Origin of the sequence: Pseudomonas sp. KD5 (genome assembly GCF_012932895.1) — a bacterium.
In the GTDB taxonomy this organism is placed as follows: Bacteria; Pseudomonadota; Gammaproteobacteria; order Pseudomonadales; family Pseudomonadaceae; genus Aquipseudomonas.
The window spans coordinates 487,981-504,189 of the sequence record NZ_JDWJ01000003.1 but is presented as its reverse complement, the minus strand read 5'-3'; the positions used below and the strand labels follow the sequence as shown (position 1 = coordinate 504,189).

Annotated in this window: 20 protein-coding genes; 8 read left to right on the top strand and 12 right to left on the bottom strand. The window is 59.5% G+C overall.

Features of this window, described 5'->3' with window-relative positions; all coding sequences use genetic code 11:
* Nucleotides 1-50 precede the first annotated feature (50 nt).
* Nucleotides 51-620 (bottom strand): elongation factor P, encoded by a 570-nt coding sequence (locus AF70_RS09335; RefSeq protein ID WP_007940000.1) that lies wholly within the window; start codon nucleotides 618-620, stop codon nucleotides 51-53.
* A gap of 48 nt (nucleotides 621-668) precedes the next feature.
* Nucleotides 669-1,811: an elongation factor P maturation arginine rhamnosyltransferase EarP gene (earP, locus tag AF70_RS09330; protein ID WP_032830914.1), complete on the bottom strand. Its 1,143-nt coding sequence runs from the start codon at nucleotides 1,809-1,811 to the stop codon at nucleotides 669-671.
* Between the two features lie 124 nt (nucleotides 1,812-1,935).
* Between earP and AF70_RS09325 the strand changes: the two genes are divergently transcribed.
* Together AF70_RS09325 and AF70_RS09320 are read left to right on the top strand one after the other, a co-directional pair.
* On the top strand, nucleotides 1,936-2,334 hold the full coding sequence (locus AF70_RS09325) for a hypothetical protein (protein WP_007939998.1): 399 nt from the start codon (nucleotides 1,936-1,938) through the stop codon (nucleotides 2,332-2,334).
* A 14-nt stretch (nucleotides 2,335-2,348) separates the two neighbouring features.
* On the top strand, nucleotides 2,349-2,831 hold the full coding sequence (locus tag AF70_RS09320; RefSeq protein ID WP_026331950.1) for a GreA/GreB family elongation factor: 483 nt from the start codon (nucleotides 2,349-2,351) through the stop codon (nucleotides 2,829-2,831).
* Between the two features lie 13 nt (nucleotides 2,832-2,844).
* Here the strand turns inward: AF70_RS09320 and cysB are convergent, their stop codons facing one another.
* From cysB to AF70_RS09295, 5 genes are all read right to left on the bottom strand, one after another.
* Nucleotides 2,845-3,819: an HTH-type transcriptional regulator CysB gene (gene cysB / locus AF70_RS09315; protein WP_007899921.1), complete on the bottom strand. Its 975-nt coding sequence runs from the start codon at nucleotides 3,817-3,819 to the stop codon at nucleotides 2,845-2,847.
* Between the two features lie 113 nt (nucleotides 3,820-3,932).
* The gene (locus tag AF70_RS09310; RefSeq protein ID WP_019582542.1) at nucleotides 3,933-4,436 is read right to left on the bottom strand and encodes a universal stress protein; all 504 of its coding nucleotides are present in this window, start codon (nucleotides 4,434-4,436) and stop codon (nucleotides 3,933-3,935) included.
* 96 nt (nucleotides 4,437-4,532) lie between these two features.
* The gene (locus AF70_RS09305) at nucleotides 4,533-5,438 is read right to left on the bottom strand and encodes a 5'-nucleotidase (RefSeq protein WP_018929795.1); all 906 of its coding nucleotides are present in this window, start codon (nucleotides 5,436-5,438) and stop codon (nucleotides 4,533-4,535) included.
* Nucleotides 5,439-5,461: 23 nt separating this feature from the next.
* The gene (locus tag AF70_RS09300) at nucleotides 5,462-6,418 is read right to left on the bottom strand and encodes a putative 2-dehydropantoate 2-reductase (RefSeq protein WP_028939011.1); all 957 of its coding nucleotides are present in this window, start codon (nucleotides 6,416-6,418) and stop codon (nucleotides 5,462-5,464) included.
* On the bottom strand, nucleotides 6,415-6,801 hold the full coding sequence (locus AF70_RS09295) for a co-chaperone YbbN (protein WP_028939010.1): 387 nt from the start codon (nucleotides 6,799-6,801) through the stop codon (nucleotides 6,415-6,417). The genes AF70_RS09300 and AF70_RS09295 overlap by 4 nt, the downstream gene beginning before the upstream one ends.
* Here AF70_RS09295 and AF70_RS09290 point away from each other — a divergent pair.
* Both AF70_RS09290 and AF70_RS09285 read left to right on the top strand, forming a co-directional pair.
* Nucleotides 6,800-7,243, top strand: a complete 444-nt coding sequence (locus AF70_RS09290; RefSeq protein WP_081625788.1) for a PilZ domain-containing protein — start codon at nucleotides 6,800-6,802, stop codon at nucleotides 7,241-7,243. The genes AF70_RS09295 and AF70_RS09290 overlap by 2 nt on opposite strands.
* Nucleotides 7,244-7,432: 189 nt before the next feature.
* Entirely contained in the window at nucleotides 7,433-8,509 is a 1,077-nt protein-coding gene (locus tag AF70_RS09285) for a 3-deoxy-7-phosphoheptulonate synthase (protein WP_019582545.1), read from the top strand.
* Nucleotides 8,510-8,574: 65 nt separating this feature from the next.
* Here AF70_RS09285 and AF70_RS09280 read toward each other — a convergent pair whose 3' ends face one another.
* Nucleotides 8,575-8,856 carry a GNAT family N-acetyltransferase gene (locus AF70_RS09280; RefSeq protein WP_007939987.1) on the bottom strand — a complete coding sequence of 94 codons (282 nt, stop codon included), beginning with the start codon at nucleotides 8,854-8,856 and terminating at the stop codon, nucleotides 8,575-8,577.
* Nucleotides 8,857-9,485: 629 nt separating this feature from the next.
* Here AF70_RS09280 and oprI point away from each other — a divergent pair.
* A complete protein-coding gene (gene oprI / locus AF70_RS09275; protein WP_003172710.1) occupies nucleotides 9,486-9,737 on the top strand; it encodes an outer membrane lipoprotei OprI in 252 nt (83 codons plus the stop codon).
* Nucleotides 9,738-9,860: 123 nt separating this feature from the next.
* On the opposite strand, the gene AF70_RS09270 is transcribed toward oprI, so the two are convergent.
* From AF70_RS09270 to AF70_RS09260, 3 genes are all read right to left on the bottom strand, one after another.
* The gene (locus tag AF70_RS09270; protein ID WP_019650542.1) at nucleotides 9,861-10,832 is read right to left on the bottom strand and encodes a L,D-transpeptidase family protein; all 972 of its coding nucleotides are present in this window, start codon (nucleotides 10,830-10,832) and stop codon (nucleotides 9,861-9,863) included.
* 147 nt (nucleotides 10,833-10,979) lie between these two features.
* Nucleotides 10,980-11,273, bottom strand: a complete 294-nt coding sequence (locus AF70_RS09265) for a hypothetical protein (protein WP_007899882.1) — start codon at nucleotides 11,271-11,273, stop codon at nucleotides 10,980-10,982.
* Nucleotides 11,274-11,329: 56 nt separating this feature from the next.
* A complete protein-coding gene (locus AF70_RS09260; protein ID WP_019582548.1) occupies nucleotides 11,330-11,935 on the bottom strand; it encodes an arylesterase in 606 nt (201 codons plus the stop codon).
* Nucleotides 11,936-11,945: 10 nt separating this feature from the next.
* Between AF70_RS09260 and AF70_RS09255 the strand changes: the two genes are divergently transcribed.
* From AF70_RS09255 to greB, 3 genes are read left to right on the top strand one after another with little or no spacing between them, the layout of a single operon-like run.
* Nucleotides 11,946-12,629, top strand: a complete 684-nt coding sequence (locus AF70_RS09255; protein ID WP_007939984.1) for an ABC transporter ATP-binding protein — start codon at nucleotides 11,946-11,948, stop codon at nucleotides 12,627-12,629.
* Nucleotides 12,629-15,133 (top strand): ABC transporter permease, encoded by a 2,505-nt coding sequence (locus tag AF70_RS09250; RefSeq protein WP_028939009.1) that lies wholly within the window; start codon nucleotides 12,629-12,631, stop codon nucleotides 15,131-15,133. Before AF70_RS09255 ends, AF70_RS09250 begins: the two co-directional genes overlap by 1 nt.
* Nucleotides 15,134-15,192: 59 nt before the next feature.
* Nucleotides 15,193-15,690: a transcription elongation factor GreB gene (gene greB / locus AF70_RS09245; RefSeq protein WP_018929803.1), complete on the top strand. Its 498-nt coding sequence runs from the start codon at nucleotides 15,193-15,195 to the stop codon at nucleotides 15,688-15,690.
* Nucleotides 15,691-15,723: 33 nt separating this feature from the next.
* Here the strand turns inward: greB and AF70_RS09240 are convergent, their stop codons facing one another.
* Complete coding sequence (locus AF70_RS09240) at nucleotides 15,724-16,032, bottom strand: hypothetical protein (RefSeq protein ID WP_007939981.1); 309 nt, start codon at nucleotides 16,030-16,032, stop codon at nucleotides 15,724-15,726.
* Nucleotides 16,033-16,209 lie beyond the last annotated feature (177 nt).

Here is a 16,209-nt window from a genome sequence, read left to right as displayed (position 1 = left end):
ACAAAAAAGCCCGACTCAATGGTCGGGCTTTTTCATTCCTCAAGCGGTGCTTATTTAGCACGGCCTTTGTAGGAACCGCCTTCGCGGGTATCGATCTCGATCATGTCGCCGATTTCGATGAAGTCAGCAACCGACAGCTCGGTACCGTTCTTCAGTTTGGCAGGCTTCATCACCTTGCCGGAAGTATCACCGCGAGCGGAGCCTTCGGTGTAGTCAACCTGACGCACGATAGTGGTCGGCAGTTCTACGGAAACCAGACGCTCTTCGAAGAAGATCGCTTCGCAAACATCGGTCATGCCTTCTTCAACGAAAGGCAGAACGGCTTCGATGTCTTCAGCGTTCAGCTCGTACATGGTGTAGTCAGTGGTGTCCATGAACGTGTAGGAGTCGCCGCTGATGAAGGACAGGGTCGCTTCTTTGCGGTCGAGGATCACGTCGTCCAGTTTGTCGTCGGCGCTGTAAACGGTCTCGGTCTTGTAACCGGTCAACAGGTTTTTCAGCTTGGTCTTCATGATCGCGCTGTTACGACCCGACTTGGTGAATTCAGCTTTCTGAACCAGCCAAGGATCGTTGTCGATACGGATCACCATACCGGGTTTCAGTTCTTTACCAGTTTTCATTGCGAATATCCGAATTTGGATGGGATTTACAAAAATCTAGGCCGCGTATCATATCCAATTTAGGTAAAACTGTACCAGCGCTGCGGCAAGATCTGCCTGCAAGGCTTGTTCCAGACACCACGCCTCGGCATGCTTTTCCAGTTCCGGCCAATGTTTGCGGGTTGATTTCCAGTGCTCGACCATTGTCTCACCTGCATTCCATGCCCGCCATAGACCGCTGATCGCCTCGCCAGCAGGTTTGGACAGGCCTTGGGTGTACAGGGTCAGGAAGGCGTCGAGCTTGTCCAGGTGGATATCTTCGTCCTGCCGATAGATGTGCCAGAGCAGTGGCCGGCCTGCCCATTGCGCGCGAACAAAGGAATCTTCGCCGCGCACGGCGTTGAAATCGCAGCTCCACAGCAGCAGGTCATATTGATCCTGCCGGACGAACGGCAGCACTTGCACAGTCAGGGCATCGCGCACATGCACCGCGCCGGCCGTCAGCCCGTCCACTGCGAGCCAGCGTTCGACGTCGCCGAGAATCCGGCCCTCGGGCACCAACAGATGAGTGGGCGTCGAGTCGGCAGCCATGGCATCGAGCCAACTGGCCAGCCCGTTATTCTCGTAGGCGAACAGCGAGATCAGCTGTACGTTCGGGGCGCGTTCAACCCCCAGGCCTTGCAGGAACTCTCGCTGAGCCTCGGGACTTTGCTGAAACTGCCGACGCCGCTCGAGCAATCCCCTCTCACGCAGCAAGCCACCGGTGCCCTTGCGAAAACCCGGGAAGAAAAAGAACTTCTGCACGTTCTTGTACTTCACCGACGGCAAGCCGTGACAACCGACGACCCAGTCTTCGGCGCTCAGATAATCGAGGTTCATCCACAGCGGCGGCTTTTCCCGCTCGGCCATGGCCTCCATATAAGCACTCGGCAACTGGCAGGCGAACGCGGCGATAACGACATCCGCGGCTTCGGTGGGTTGCCAGTGCGCTGACCATTGCCGCACCTCGACACCCTGCTGCCACTGCTGCGTAGCGTGGATGTCGATTTCTGGACACAACCGCTCGAAGGCCCGCAGGTCATCGACCCACAAGCGCACCGTCACTGAATGTTCGGCCACCAGTTGGCGGGCCAGACGCCAGGTCACACCGATGTCGCCGAAATTGTCGACCACGGTGCAAAAAATATCCCAGCGGGTTTTCATTTCAGGCATTCCAGGTTCCCGTTGGCAAAAGCGCCGATTGTCCGCATAAATTACCCCGTGCAGAAGAGCCGACGACGATTAATCTTCGTGCGACAATCGCCACTTGCCCGCGACCACCCGCCAGGAGGCAGTCATGCCCTACCGTCCCCACCCGCGCCGCTCCATGCCGATCCAGCTCAATGCGCTGCAACTGACCGGCAGCATCGCCCTCGGTTTGTGGCTGGGATTTATCGCGATCGCACTGACTTGCTGGCTCGCCTGGCGCCTGTTGTTCAACGAGCAATTGGCACCCTTGGCCCAGGCGGTGGAGCAACTGGCCAAGCCGCCGGTGATTGAACAACCCGCTGCGCAAAACCCGATGTTCGAACAGTACGAGGAACACCTGCGCAGGAACGATCAGCAGCAAATGGTGGAACAGGCCAGAAGCAGCAAACACAATCTGGCCAATCCAAAATGTCAGTTCTGGCTGCAACAGGACCAGACCGCGCCGAGCGAAAAAAGCCGCGCCAACGTCCTGCAATTCTGCGATTGATCATGAAGCTCTCTATGCACAAGCCGACCGTCCACCAACTGATTATCGACAAGCTGCGGATCGATCTCGACATCGCCGAGCGTGCCGCGCAAACCGCTTACGAAACCGCGACCCACGAAGAAAACATAGCCGAAAACAAGTACGACACCCTGGGGCTGGAGGCGTCTTATCTGGCGGCCGGGCAGGCCAGGCGAGTGGAGGAAATCAGACTGTCATTGACCCTTTGCCAGAACCTGACACTGCGGCCTTATGACGAGCGGCGCGGCATCGAGGTCGGCGCCCTGCTCGGCCTGGAAGACGAAAAAGGTCGCGAACAATGGCTGTTCCTGGCCCCCGACGCAGCCGGATTGAAGATTGATCTGGTGGGGCAACTGATTACCGTCATCACCCCTCGTTCGCCGCTGGGTAAAAGCCTGCTGGGCAAGTTCGAAGGGGATGAAGTGGAGATTCTGGTGGCGGGCACTCGGCAACAGTTTGCTGTCACCGAGGTGGTCTAGCGTCTGTTGACGCTTAATGGACCGGCAGTTCGACGCCGTCGAACAGCTCTTCCAGTTCCTGTTTGTTGTGGCATTGAATGGCCTTGGCCATCACTTCGCGGGTCAGGTGCGGAGCGAACTTCTCGATGAAGTCGCACATGAAGCCACGCAGGAAAGTGCCGCGACGGAAACCGATTTTGGTAATACTGGATTCGAACAACTCGCTGGCATCGAGCACCACCAGGTCGCTATCGAGCTTGGTATCGACCGCCATTTTCGCCACGATGCCCACGCCCAGCCCCAGGCGAACGTACGTCTTGATCACGTCGGCGTCAGCGGCGGTGAACACCACTTTCGGTGTCAGGCCACGGTGGCTGAAGGCTTCGTCGAGTTTCGAACGGCCGGTGAAACCGAATACGTACGTCACGATCGGGTATTCGGCCAGGGCTTCGAGGGTCAGCTTCGAGAGCTTGGTCAGCGGGTGGCCCTGAGGCACGACCACGCAGCGGTTCCAGCGATAGCACGGCATCATCACCAGATCACCGAACAGCTCCAGGGCTTCGGTGGCGATGGCGAAATCGACGGTGCCGTCCGCAGCCATCTCGGCGATCTGCATCGGCGAACCCTGGTGCATGTGCAGGGCAACGTCCGGGTATTGCTTGATGAAATTGCTGATCACCGGCGGCAATGCATAACGCGCCTGGGTGTGGGTGGTGGCGATCGACAGGGTGCCTTTTTTCTCGTTGGAGAATTCCTGGGCGATCTGTTTGATGCTTTCAACTTTGCGCAGGATCTCACCGGCGGTGGTGATGATGCGCTCGCCGGCCGGGGTAACGCGGGTCAGATGCTTGCCGCTGCGGGCGAAAACCTCGACCCCCAATTCGTCTTCCAGCAGACGAATCTGTTTGCTGATGCCCGGTTGCGAGGTGTAGAGGCTTTGGGCTGTAGCAGAAACGTTGAGGTCGTGGTGCGCCACTTCCCAGATGTAGCGCAATTGTTGAAGCTTCATATGAATCCCTCAAAGCAGGTAGACGCCACGGGCATCAGCGACGGTATATAACTATATTAATGGTTAGACCAATAAATCTAGAACTTTTTTGTCAAAATGCCATTATTCGTGTTCTAGCGATCCTCTTTGCGGCGACGCTCTACCAGCGGCACCAAATAGACCGGCACCCTGGCCAGTTGCAACACGCGCGCAGCGGTTCGACCCAACGGCGTTTCCGCGCCAGCACCATGGCTGTGACTCCCTACGATCAGCAAATCGACAGAGAGTTTCTGCGCCTGGTCGAGAATCACCTGCGACGGATCGCCCTGCAGCACCCTCACTGCCTGAATCCGCTGCAAATCCTGCACTCCTTCATCCCCCAGCTCTTCGCGAAAGTTGTCGAGCACCCGTTGCTGAATATTGGCGATCACATTGTTCAGACCCTGACTGTGAAATTCGTTCAAGGCCTTCTCGTCGAGATAGCTCTGCAACACGGATTCGGCAAACAGCCCCATGGGCTCTACCGCATGCACCACATACAAGTCGGCATTGAATGTTCGAGCCAGTTCCAAGGCATGCTGCATCACCAATGGTGCGTACAGACCCAAGTCAGTGGCATACAGCATCGAACGAATCATATGACCTCCTCAAATGCCAACATGGCGGAGATTGATTCAGCTTAGCAGTGCCGTGGCGAGTGCGGCGCCCGGCGCAACGCATTGAACCGCCGGGCTTTAAACCGACGGCTCGTTACTGATGCCATGGGGCACGTGCCCGGTGGCAACCACTTCACGGGCCAGCTCGCAATGGCCTGCCTGATCGTCAAAAAATACGTCGGCGGCAAAGGCTTCAAGAAAAGCCGATTTGGTCAGGCCGCCAAGAAACAGCGATTCATCCAGACGAATGTCCCATTCGCGCAAGGTGCGGATCACCCGTTCATGGGCCGGCGCCGATCGCGCGGTCACCAGCGCGGTGCGGATCGGACAGGCATCATCGGGGAACTCACGCTGCAACAGATTGAGCGCCGCGAGGAAGCCTTTGAACGGCCCGCCGCGCAAAGGCTCACGGGCCGCCTCACGCTCGCTGGCCTGAAACGCCGCCAGGCCTCCCGACTGATAGACCCGCTCCGACTCGTCGGAAAACAGCACCGCGTCACCGTCGAAAGCAATGCGCAATTCATCGCTGGCGGCGCGACTGGCACCGCCCGATAGAATAGTCGCTGCGGCGAATCCGGCCTCCAGCGCATTGCGCACATCTTCGGCATGGGTCGAGAGAAACAGGTCGCAACCAAAAGCCTTGAGGTACGGATAAGGGCTGCGCCCGCCGACGAACGCCGCACGCGAGATCGACAGGCCATAGTGATGAATCGAGTTGAAAACCCGCAGGCCGGTGTCGGCGCTGTTACGCGACACCAGAATCACCTCGACCCGGGCACGGCCGAGACGGGTATTCAGGTTCAGGAGTTTTTCCACCAACGGGAATGCATCGCCGGGCTCGAGAATTTCGTCTTCGTGTTCGATCTGGTACTGCCGATAAGCCTCGACGCCGCTCGACAGATAGACCTTGTGGCTCTCGCTCAAATCGAACAGCGCTCGCGAAGAAATCGCCAGCACCAGTTTGTCGTCTATGACATTTGCCATGCCCTTCCCCCTTCTTGACCGACTCAGTGGTTACGTCGGTCGATAAAACTCAAGCTGCGATACAAGGCCTCGATTCGCGGCAACTCACATCCCGCCGCCTTCGCCGCTGCCAGTGGCCGAGTGTAGATGGCGTCCAGTTCCAGCGGCCGCTTGTGTAGAAAATCGTGATGCATGCTCGGCCAGTAGTCGGGCATTTTCTCGGTCATCATGAACAGATAATCGGCGTAACCCGGCGGCATGTCATGACCGCAGGCCTTGGCCCCCTGAACCACTTCGGCCATCAAGGCCTGAATCAGCGCGCGGCTGTCGGCATCCGCCATCAACGGCGTGGTGCTGGCCCCGAGCAGCACCGACAGACCGTTGTAGGGAATATTCCAGACCAGTTTCTGCCAGCGCGCCTGCTGCAAATTCGGCATGGCCTGGGCGTCGATACCGGCAGTGCGGAACAATCCGGCGCCCTCCTCGACGATGTTCATGCGTGCCTGTGCATCGGCGGCGGGGCCACTGTGGTAGCCGACATTCACCGCGCCCAGCGCTTGATGGGTGATGACCCCGGGGCCGGCGCGATGGACGCAGATCAGACAAAGCCCGCCCAGCAGGTGCAGCGAATCGGGGAGCAACTCGCGCAGATGGTCTTCGACGTCCAGGCCATTTTGCAGCAACAGCACTTTGGCATCAGGTGCGGCGGCTTGAATAATGGCCGGTGCCAGGTCCGCGTTGCTGGTGGTCTTGGCGCCCACCAGCAGCCAGTCACAGGGCGGCATGTCGGCAGCCGACGAATAGGCCTGGACCGGGTTCAGGGTCAGCGGGCCCAACGACGCATGGTCAAGATGCAAGCCGCGTTCGGCCACCGCTGTAAACTCGCTGCGCAACAGAAAATGCACATCGAAGCCGGCACGCGCCAGCATCAGCCCGTAGAAACCACCGATCGCGCCGGTCCCGATAATGCCGATTGTCGGCTTGGCCACTGTGCCTGTCATGGCAGCTCCTCTGCTGGTCGACTCAACGCCTGGTCCACAGCCTCGTTGAGCGCTGTGCGGGTCAGGCGCGACTGTAGCGCCCCGAAATACTCACCGTCGCGCACCACGAACAGTGCCGGCAAATGAAAGACCCGATAACGCTCGACCACCCCGCCATTGCTTCCGGCATCGATCCAGCACAGCCGATCGACCGCCAGTTCGAGCCTGGGCAACTGCTCGCGGGCAAAACGGCAACTGGCACAGCCGACGCTGGTAAATATCACCAGTGAAATGCCGCTCATTGCCAGCAACCGTTGGTCGGCGTCGAAATCGGTCAGTTCCGATTCGACCACTATACTGGGAGAAACAGTGTCAAGTGGCCGACACAGGGAGTCCGTGTTCATGAGACGTTATCTTCCTCATCCTGACGATGTGCCCGTCGAATTAACGTTGCTCAAACATGAGTGTATTTCGCGGCAAGAGCTGCACACTATCAGCCTCGGCGGCATGGCTTGCAATTACCACCGCGCGTGGCGCCACGGTACGGCGCTGGAAATACGCATGCCGACCCTGAACCCGGACTTGCGTTTCCTGGGTTATGTGGCGTGGTGTTTGCGACGAAAACGCGGCTATCTGGTGGGGATCGCCTTCGTCGACGAACAGACGCTGTTTTGCGCGCGGATGGGTGAGCAGATCTGCCAGATCGAACGTTACTGCCGTCAGCATGAACCCCAAAGTCAACAGCAGAACAATGAGACCCTGGCCCTCGAGTGGGTCCAGCAGCATGCCGACGAGTTCTCCCACGATACAGTCAGCAAGGCATTTGCGCAGCCAATGGCCGGTTAGGGTGCATTCCCCATCAGTTTCCCCGCCACGGTGGGGGAAACTGATGGGGAATGCCCATTAAACCGGTGTCTGCCCATTGTCGAGCCACGGTGTAACGCGCTAAGGTTCTGCTCCCCGACGCGCTTAATTTGCTGTGCTCCGCCGCGCGGGTTCGCTGGCGGCCGGCACCCGTGACCTGACGAGTAAACGATGGCTGATTTACCGATCAACGACCTAAACGTCGCCTCCAACGAGACCCTGATCACTCCCGATCAGCTCAAGCGTGATATCCCTCTGAGCGACGCTGCCCTGCGCACCGTCACCAAGGGCCGCGAAGTCATTCGCAACATTCTTGATGGCACCGACCACCGCCTGTTCGTCGTGATCGGGCCGTGCTCGATCCATGACATCAAGGCCGCCCACGAATACGCCGAGCGCCTGAAAGCGCTCGCGGCCGAAGTGTCCGATACCCTGTATCTGGTCATGCGCGTGTATTTCGAGAAGCCACGCACCACCGTTGGCTGGAAAGGCTTGATCAACGATCCGTACCTGGACGACTCGTTCAAGATTCAGGATGGCCTGCACATCGGTCGTCAGTTGCTGCTGGACCTGGCCGAAATGGGCCTGCCGACCGCAACCGAAGCCCTCGACCCGATCTCCCCGCAATACTTGCAGGACCTGATCAGCTGGTCGGCGATCGGCGCACGCACCACCGAATCCCAGACGCACCGTGAAATGGCTTCCGGCCTGTCTTCGGCCGTCGGCTTCAAGAACGGCACCGATGGCGGCCTGACGGTGGCCATCAACGCCCTGCAATCGGTTTCCAGCCCGCACCGTTTCCTGGGCATCAACCAGGAAGGTGGCGTGTCGATCGTCACCACCAAGGGCAACGCCTACGGTCACGTGGTACTGCGCGGCGGCAACGGCAAGCCGAACTACGATTCGGTCAGCGTCGCGCTCTGCGAGCAAGCGCTGAAAAAGGCCAACATCAAGCCGAACATCATGGTCGATTGCAGCCACGCCAACTCCAACAAGGATCCAGCCCTGCAACCGCTGGTGATGGAGAACGTCGCCAACCAGATCCTCGAAGGCAACCAGTCAATCATCGGCCTGATGGTCGAGAGCCACCTGAACTGGGGCTGCCAGGCAATCCCGAAAGACCTCGCCGACCTGCAATACGGCGTGTCGATCACCGATGCCTGCATCGATTGGACTGCCACTGAAAACACCTTGCGCAGCATGCATGCCAAGCTCAAGGACGTATTGCCTAAACGCAATCGCAGCTGATCGCCGTTTCGCGCATAAAAAAACGCCAGGTTTGAACCTGGCGTTTTTTTATGCGTTGGTTTTGCTCACAGCTTGGCGGCATGCCGCTGATGACGCTCCATGTAGCGCTCCACGTAGGAGCACGATGGAATCACCGTGTAGCCCATTTCATCAGCATATTGCAGCGCCTGCTCGGTCAAAGCCGCCGCAATGCCGCGACCACGCAACGCGTTGGGCACAAAAGTGCGATAAATATCCAGGGTCTGTTTTCCCAGATCCATATAGGTCAGGTAGGCACGATAACCGTCCACAGTGGTCTCGAACTGATGACCAGCCTGGTCATGGTGGATGGACAACGCCTCGCTCATCACTACTCCTCGCGGGTCTTTAATTCTGACCCCTACCTTACCGATGTTTTTCCGGCGAAGGAACAACTACGCCACCCCGTGCCTGAATGGACACCGAGAGAGCCGCACCAATCTCGCGCAACCGAGCACGTATCAAATAGTAGGCACCATTGGCAAAAATGCTCAAGGGACGCTCGTCATTGTGCATCGGGTGGCGGGTGTTGCCGCGGATTACGCAGGAACGGCTCGACCGAACGGGTCAAAGCCTGAACATTGCCGGATATTGAGACTTAAGACGAGCGCCCTTTGTTTAAGTCACCTCAACATGGATAAAGATATGCGAGCGGCTGCGCAAAATTCGAACACAAGTGTAGACAAACCCATCTAGACGGACTTTGGGCAAGACCAAAAAACAGCTGCCAGGCCAGGGAACTTTTTCCCAACGGCTCGCTCAGTTCGGGCCTCGTAGCTGGATATTTTTTATACAACGCAGTTAAAAGTTGCTCGAAAAAGAATCAACGCCTACAATTTTTTTTGCTTCTTGCGCTACGTCAGTTTACTTACTACAAGTAATGGGTAGTATGTACGCCGGCTATTTCCTCACTCTGAGGAGACAGCTACTTAATAGAAAGTCCTTGAAGGGGAACACGATGAACAACGTTCTGAAATTCTCTGCTCTGGCTCTGGCCGCAGTTCTGGCTACCGGTTGCAGCAGCGTATCGAAAGAAACTGAAGCACGTCTGACTGCTACTGAAGACGCAGCAGCTCGCTCCCAAGCTCGTGCAGACGAAGCTTACCGTAAAGCTGATGAAGCTCTGGCTGCTGCTCAAAAAGCACAACAGACTGCTGACGAAGCTAACGAGCGTGCTCTGCGCATGCTGGAAAAAGCTAGCCGCAAGTAATAATCCTTCGGGATTGTTATCAAGCCGATCCATTTTTTGGGTCGGCTTTTTTATTGCCTGGGGTTTCTGCAGGCCATAAAAAACCCGCCGATGCGGCCTGCATCGGCGGGTTGCTTTAACGCGTTACTGCTGCAGGTCGATCGGCGCACTCGAGACCATCGGTGCCGACGTATTCGGCACGGCGATTTCCACCGGCAGGCCATCCTCAGCGGCGACCACGTCGCGCACTACATCCCAGTTCATGCGCAAGTTGTTGGTGATGTCCTCACGCTTGAGCATCGCATTGATCACGGCGGTGTGCTTGTCGACCACCGAAGGGTTGCCCTTGTCATCCAGCGGCGTGTGCGCTTCCAGATAAACCTTGCCGCCACTGAGGCCGAACTTGTACGGATCGTTGAGGATGCGTACCGACGTCCCTACCGGCACCATGCCGGCCATTTCCAGCACGTTATTGTTGAACATGCGGAAGCAACCGTGGCTGGTGCGCATGCCAATGCCGAACTTCTTGTTCGAACCGTGGATAAGGTAGCCCGGAGTGCCCAGGGTGAATTTGAAAGGCCCCAGCGGGTTATCCGGGCCGGCCGGCACTACGTTCGGCAGTGGGTCGCCATCGGCGGCGTGCTCGGCCTTGATCGACGCTGGAGGGGTCCAGGTCGGGTTCGGCGTCTTGGCGACGATGCTGGTGTGGGCAATCGGCGAACCCCAGCCTTCACGGCCAATACCCAGCGGGAAGGTGTACACCACGTTCCGGCCTTTCGGGTAGTAGTAGAGGCGGTATTCAGCCAGGTTGATGACGATGCCTTCACGCGGGCCAGGCGGCAGGATGAAGCGCGTCGGCAGGACGACTTCGGTACCGGCGCCCGGCAGCCATGGATCGACGCCAGGGTTGGCCGCGACCATTTCCAGATAGCCCAGGTCGTAGGTGGTGCCAAGGTCGGCGAAGGTGTCTTCGTATTTGGCCTTGATCACTTGCACCTGGCCGACAATGTCTTCACCGGGTGGTGGCAGGGGCAACTCCAATGCTGCAACGGGACCCGCCACGCAGAGCGCAGCAAGAGACAGGCAGCGGGTGACGGCGGGAAAGCGCGGCAACATCCGGAAAATCCTTCGCATGATCGACAAGGGTATAAAAACCCGATTGTACACCGCCGCCCGTTATTTCGGGGAGATGCAAGACCTGTGGCGAGGGGGATTGCCTGTGGTGGAAGCTTTCCTGTGGCGAGCCCCCCCCTCGCCACGGGGCTATAGCTCGAACCGCAACTCAGGCCAGATCGGCGAGGTGCCGCGTTTTTGCGATTCCAGAATGGCCCGGCACAGCGAGCACAGGCGCTGGTCCTGGAACACCGTGCGATCGACGCTCGACCAGCGTGGTTGCGCCGGCAACAGGCTGCCGCACAGGGTTCGGTCGGCCGAGCCGCCCAGCTCCAGCTGACGGGTCACCAGATGCACCCGCACTTCCTGGCAGGCGAACAGATCCAGCTGTTCGTCAGGCTCGATCAGTTGATAGGCAAAAAGGGACCAGGCGGGACGCGGCATCGGGGCCTCCAAATCGGGGGCGCCACCTTAGCCGAAACGCCGCCGCTAGAAAAGCGTCAAAGCAGCGGTTTCAGTGTCGGCCAGACATTTTCCAGCAACTTGCCCTGAGCCCCCGCCGCCGGGTGCAGGCCGTCGGATTGCATCAGGTCTGGATGACCGCCCACGCCGTCGAGAAAAAACGGCACCAGCGGGATTTTTTTCTCATCGGCCACCTTGGTGAAGACCTCGGCGAATGCCTGGGTGTAACGCACGCCATAGTTGGGTGGCAATTGCATGCCCAGCAACAGCACCTTGGCGCCACTGACGCGGGAGCTGTCGATCATCGACGCAAGATTTTGTTGCAATTGTGTTGGCGGCATTCCGCGCAAGCCGTCATTGCCTCCCAACTCGAGGATGACGAGCTCAGGCTTATGCTCTGCAAGCAGCGCCGGCAGGCGTGCCCGGCCTCCGGCACTGGTGTCGCCGCTGATGGATGCATTGACCACCTTATCGTCGAAACCTTCGCGCTTGAGCCGTTGCTCGAGCAACGACACCCACCCCAACCGGGTATCCAGGCCGAAACCGGCGCTGATACTATCGCCAACGATCAGGACTGTACCCGCCGCTGCGTTCTGGGCCATGCACATCAAGGCCAGGCCAGCACTCAAAAACCACACACGCATCGGATTCTCCATGGGCGCAAGCATTCTCACCGCGAAGAACCTCAGCAAAGTGGTTCCCAGCGCGGAAGGTGAACTGACTATCCTGCACGAACTCAGCCTGGAACTGAACAAGGGCGATAGCCTGGCCATTGTCGGCGCCTCCGGTTCCGGCAAATCCACCCTCCTCGGCCTGCTTGCCGGCCTCGACCTGCCGAGCAGCGGCGAAGTCACTCTCGCCGGCCAAGGCCTGAGCAATCTCGACGAAGATCAGCGCGCGCGCATTCGCGCCGAGCACGTGGGGTTTGTCTTCCAGTCCTTTCAACTGCTCGACAGCCTCAACGCCCTGGAAAACGTCATGCTGCCACTGGAACTCGATGGCCGCAAAGATGCCCGTGAGCGCGCCACCGAGCTGTTGCAACGGGTTGGCCTGGGTCAACGCCTGACCCATTCGCCGCGCCAGCTCTCCGGTGGCGAACAGCAGCGCGTGGCGATTGCCCGTGCCTTCGCCGCCGAGCCCGATGTGTTGTTCGCCGATGAGCCCACCGGCAACCTCGACAGCCACACTGGCGAGCGCATCAGCGATCTGCTATTCGAACTCAACAAGGAACGCGGCACCACCCTGGTGCTGGTAACTCATGACGAACGCCTGGCACATCGCTGCCGGCGCCTGATCCGCCTTGAAGCCGGCCTGCTGGTCGCCCCTCTGGAGCCTTGATGGCACGCCTGCCGCTGTTGCGCCTGTTCAGTCTCGCCATTCGCCAACTGCTGCGCGATGCCCGCGCCGGTGAGTTGCGCGTGTTGTTCTTCGCCTTGCTGGTGGCCGTGGCAGCGAGTACCGCCATCGGTTACTTCGGCGCCCGCCTGAACGGCGCCATGATGCTGCGCGCCACCGAGTTTCTCGGCGCCGACCTGTTACTGGAAGGCAGTTCGCCGGCGCGGCCGGAACAGATCAACAGTGGCATCGAGTTGGGCCTTGAACATGCTCAGGTGGTGGAATTTTCCAGTGTCATTGCCACCGACAACGGCATTCAACTGTCCAGCATCAAAGCCGCCGATGATGTCTACCCCTTGCGCGGCGAACTGAAAAGCGCCCCCGCGCCGTTCGCGCAAGAAGCACCCGGTGGCGGTCCGAAACCCGGCGAAGCCTGGGTTGAAGCGCGACTGCTGACTGCGCTGGACTTGAAGATCGGCGACAGCATCGACGTCGGCATGAAAACCCTGAAACTGGCGCGGGTACTGACCTACGAACCGGATCGCGCCGGCAACTTCTACAGCCTGACGCCACGGGTGCTGATCAATCTCAGCGACCTCGAGGCAACCGGCGTGGTGCAACCCGGCAGCCGGGTCAGTTACCGCGAACTCTGGCGCGGCAACGCCCAGGCGCTGGAAACCTATCGTCAATTGATCAAGCCAGGCCTGGCCGCCAACCAGCGCATCCAGGATGCCCGCGATGGCAATCGGCAGATCGGCGGTGCCTTGGGCAAGGCCGAACGTTACTTGAACATGGCCAGCCTGGTGGCGGTGCTGCTGTCCGGCGTGGCGGTGGCGTTGTCGGCGACACGCTTCGCCACCCGCCGATTCGATGCCAGTGCATTGCTGCGCTGTCTGGGTCTGTCACGCCGGGAAACCATGGTGCTGTTCAGTCTGCAACTGACGGTTCTCGGACTGCTCGCCAGCATCAGCGGCGCCCTGCTTGGGTGGCTGGCGCAGCTCGGGCTGTTTGCGCTGCTGCATGATTTACTGCCAACTGACGTCCCACCGGGAGGTCTGTTGCCGGCCATTGCGGGGATCGGCACCGGGCTGGTCGCGCTGGCCGGTTTCGCCCTGCCGCCGTTGGCCGCTTTGGGGCGAGTCCCACCGCTGCGGGTATTACGCCGGGACTTGCTACCGATTCCCTCCAGCACCTGGATGGTCTATGGCGCGGCGTTGGGCGCCCTCGGCCTGATCATGTGGCGTTTGAGCCTGGACCTGGTGCTGACCTTCGCCCTGCTCGGCGGCGGCGTGATCGCGGCGCTAGTGCTTGGCGGTTTGCTCTTGCTGCTGCTCAAGAGCCTGCGCCGGATGCTGGCCCGCGCCTCATTGCCATGGCGTCTGGGGCTGGGCCAACTGTTGCGCCATCCATTGGCGGCGGCGGGTCAGTCCCTGGCCTTCGGCTTGATTCTGCTGTCGATGGCGTTGATCGCTTTGCTGCGTGGCGAGCTGCTCGACACCTGGCAAAACCAGTTGCCAAAAAATGCCCCGAACTATTTCGCCTTGAACATTCTGCCGGCGGACAAACAAGCCTTTAGCGATCGATTGATGGAGCTGTCGGCACAATCGGCACCGCTGTACCCGGTGGTGCCGGGACGGCTGATCAGCATCAATGGCAAACCGGTGCAGGAAATCGTCAGCAAGGACTCGGCCGGTGACCGGGCCATTCAACGCGACCTGAGCCTGACCTGGGCGGCGGACCTGCCGGCGGGCAACAAGCTCACCGCCGGCAACTGGTGGGATCAGCAACCGGCGGATGAACTACCCGGTGTTTCGGTGGAAGGTAAAGTCGCCGAAAGCCTCAAGCTCAAGCTCGGCGATCACATGGTGTTTAGCGTTGGCGGGGTCAACCGGGAGGCGAAAGTCACCAGCCTGCGGGAGATCAACTGGGACAACTTCCAGCCGAACTTTTTCATGATCTTCCAACCCGGCACCTTGAAGGATTTGCCGGCGACCTACCTGACCAGTTTCTATCTGGCACCCGGTCACGACCAGCAGATCGTCGACCTGTCCCGCAGTTTTCCAGCGGTGACCATTCTGCAAGTCGAAGCGTTGCTGGAGCAGTTGCGCAGCATTCTCGCGCAGGTCACCCTGGCAGTGGAGTACGTGCTGTTGTTCGTGTTGGCGGCGGGGATGGCGGTGTTGTTCTCCGGCTTGCAGGCCACCCTCGATGAACGTATTCGCCAAGGCGCGTTGCTGCGAGCGCTGGGCGCCGAACGGCAGTTGCTGGTCAGGGCGCGGCGAATCGAGTTCGGTTTGCTCGGCGCGGTCAGCGGGCTGTTGGCGGCATTGGGCTCGGAACTGGTGAGCCTGGTGCTCTACCGCTACGCCTTCGACCTGCCTTGGCATCCGCATCCATGGCTGCTGGTAATGCCGCTGATCGGCACGGTGCTGATCGGTGGTGCCGGTGTATTCGGCACACGCCGCGCCTTGAACGCCAGCCCGCTGACAGTCTTGCGCGAAGGTTGATAAACTCAAGTACGCTTGTTTAAAAACCCGATTCAAGAACTCAACCACAAGAAGTCGCCATGAGCCGTTATCGCCCTCCCCGCACCGCCGGCACAGCGCTGATCACCCCCGAAGGTGAAGCGCGGATGCGCGCCGAGTTTCATGAGCTCTGGCATGTGCGCCGACCGCAAGTGACGCAATCGGTCAGCGAGGCGGCGGCCCAGGGCGATCGTTCGGAAAACGCCGAATACACCTACGGCAAAAAGATGCTGCGCGAGATCGATAGCCGTGTGCGCTTCCTCACCAAACGGTTGGAAGCGCTCAAGGTGGTCAGTGAAAAGCCCAGCGATCCGAACAAGGTCTACTTTGGCGCCTGGGTCACGATCGAAGACGAGGACGGCAAAGAGTCGCGCTATCGCATCGTCGGCCCGGATGAACTGGACCTGAAGCTAGGCCTGATCAGCATCGACTCACCGCTGGCCCGCGCCTTGATCGGCAAGGCACTGGACGCCGAAGTGCGAGTGCAGACACCAACCGGTGAGCAGTGCGTGTATATCGTGGCAATCGACTATTTTTGAGCCACGGCGCTCTAAGCCGTAGAGCCCTGAGCCTCAGCAGCGGGCAATCAGCCCTTGGCGCGCGACGCGGGTCAGTTGCCTGATCACTTCAGGCGCGTCCTCGGCGCTGGGTGCCTGAATCACCGCCAGATCGAAACTGTCAGTCGCGAAGCGCTCCAGCGACTCGCCATCTTCGACAAACTGGATCAGGAATGCTGCCGGACCGCCGGTGCGACGTGGCCAGCCATCGAGGTAACGCAACAGCGTCGGCTGATGTTTACCGCCAAGCAGGATTTTTGGATTGCGTTGGGTGAGATGTGCCGTGATCGGCGCGGGGCGTACAACGGGGTTCAATGCATTCATTGTGTCGTGTCTCTGCCTCAAAAGTCTGCATGGCAGGTGAGAGGCAACACCGAACCAGCGCTTTAGCGGTATTTCGAAGCCTGTTTCAAGCTTCTATCGGCAACTGAATGAGTCACCTGGCGCCCCGCAAGTAGCTGTTTAAATCGGCGCATGAGCAGCATCCTAGAGAAGCTGACC

What these genes read in the sequence shown, in the direction of transcription:
- AF70_RS09280 (WP_007939987.1), bottom strand. Translation starts at nt 8,856, where the DNA reads ATGAGCGAGGCGTTGTCCATCCACCATGACCAGGCTGGTCATCAGTTC.
- greB (WP_018929803.1), top strand. Translation starts at nt 15,193, where the DNA reads ATGAGCCGTTATCGCCCTCCCCGCACCGCCGGCACAGCGCTGATCACC.
- AF70_RS09295 (WP_028939010.1), bottom strand. Translation starts at nt 6,801, where the DNA reads ATGAACACGGACTCCCTGTGTCGGCCACTTGACACTGTTTCTCCCAGT.
- AF70_RS09260 (WP_019582548.1), bottom strand. Translation starts at nt 11,935, where the DNA reads ATGCGTGTGTGGTTTTTGAGTGCTGGCCTGGCCTTGATGTGCATGGCC.
- AF70_RS09285 (WP_019582545.1), top strand. Translation starts at nt 7,433, where the DNA reads ATGGCTGATTTACCGATCAACGACCTAAACGTCGCCTCCAACGAGACC.
- oprI (WP_003172710.1), top strand. Translation starts at nt 9,486, where the DNA reads ATGAACAACGTTCTGAAATTCTCTGCTCTGGCTCTGGCCGCAGTTCTG.
- AF70_RS09270 (WP_019650542.1), bottom strand. Translation starts at nt 10,832, where the DNA reads ATGTTGCCGCGCTTTCCCGCCGTCACCCGCTGCCTGTCTCTTGCTGCG.
- AF70_RS09325 (WP_007939998.1), top strand. Translation starts at nt 1,936, where the DNA reads ATGCCCTACCGTCCCCACCCGCGCCGCTCCATGCCGATCCAGCTCAAT.
- AF70_RS09310 (WP_019582542.1), bottom strand. Translation starts at nt 4,436, where the DNA reads ATGATTCGTTCGATGCTGTATGCCACTGACTTGGGTCTGTACGCACCA.
- AF70_RS09290 (WP_081625788.1), top strand. Translation starts at nt 6,800, where the DNA reads ATGAGACGTTATCTTCCTCATCCTGACGATGTGCCCGTCGAATTAACG.
- cysB (WP_007899921.1), bottom strand. Translation starts at nt 3,819, where the DNA reads ATGAAGCTTCAACAATTGCGCTACATCTGGGAAGTGGCGCACCACGAC.
- AF70_RS09250 (WP_028939009.1), top strand. Translation starts at nt 12,629, where the DNA reads ATGGCACGCCTGCCGCTGTTGCGCCTGTTCAGTCTCGCCATTCGCCAA.
- AF70_RS09320 (WP_026331950.1), top strand. Translation starts at nt 2,349, where the DNA reads ATGCACAAGCCGACCGTCCACCAACTGATTATCGACAAGCTGCGGATC.
- AF70_RS09300 (WP_028939011.1), bottom strand. Translation starts at nt 6,418, where the DNA reads ATGACAGGCACAGTGGCCAAGCCGACAATCGGCATTATCGGGACCGGC.
- AF70_RS09305 (WP_018929795.1), bottom strand. Translation starts at nt 5,438, where the DNA reads ATGGCAAATGTCATAGACGACAAACTGGTGCTGGCGATTTCTTCGCGA.
- AF70_RS09255 (WP_007939984.1), top strand. Translation starts at nt 11,946, where the DNA reads ATGGGCGCAAGCATTCTCACCGCGAAGAACCTCAGCAAAGTGGTTCCC.
- earP (WP_032830914.1), bottom strand. Translation starts at nt 1,811, where the DNA reads ATGCCTGAAATGAAAACCCGCTGGGATATTTTTTGCACCGTGGTCGAC.
- AF70_RS09265 (WP_007899882.1), bottom strand. Translation starts at nt 11,273, where the DNA reads ATGCCGCGTCCCGCCTGGTCCCTTTTTGCCTATCAACTGATCGAGCCT.
- AF70_RS09335 (WP_007940000.1), bottom strand. Translation starts at nt 620, where the DNA reads ATGAAAACTGGTAAAGAACTGAAACCCGGTATGGTGATCCGTATCGAC.
- AF70_RS09240 (WP_007939981.1), bottom strand. Translation starts at nt 16,032, where the DNA reads ATGAATGCATTGAACCCCGTTGTACGCCCCGCGCCGATCACGGCACAT.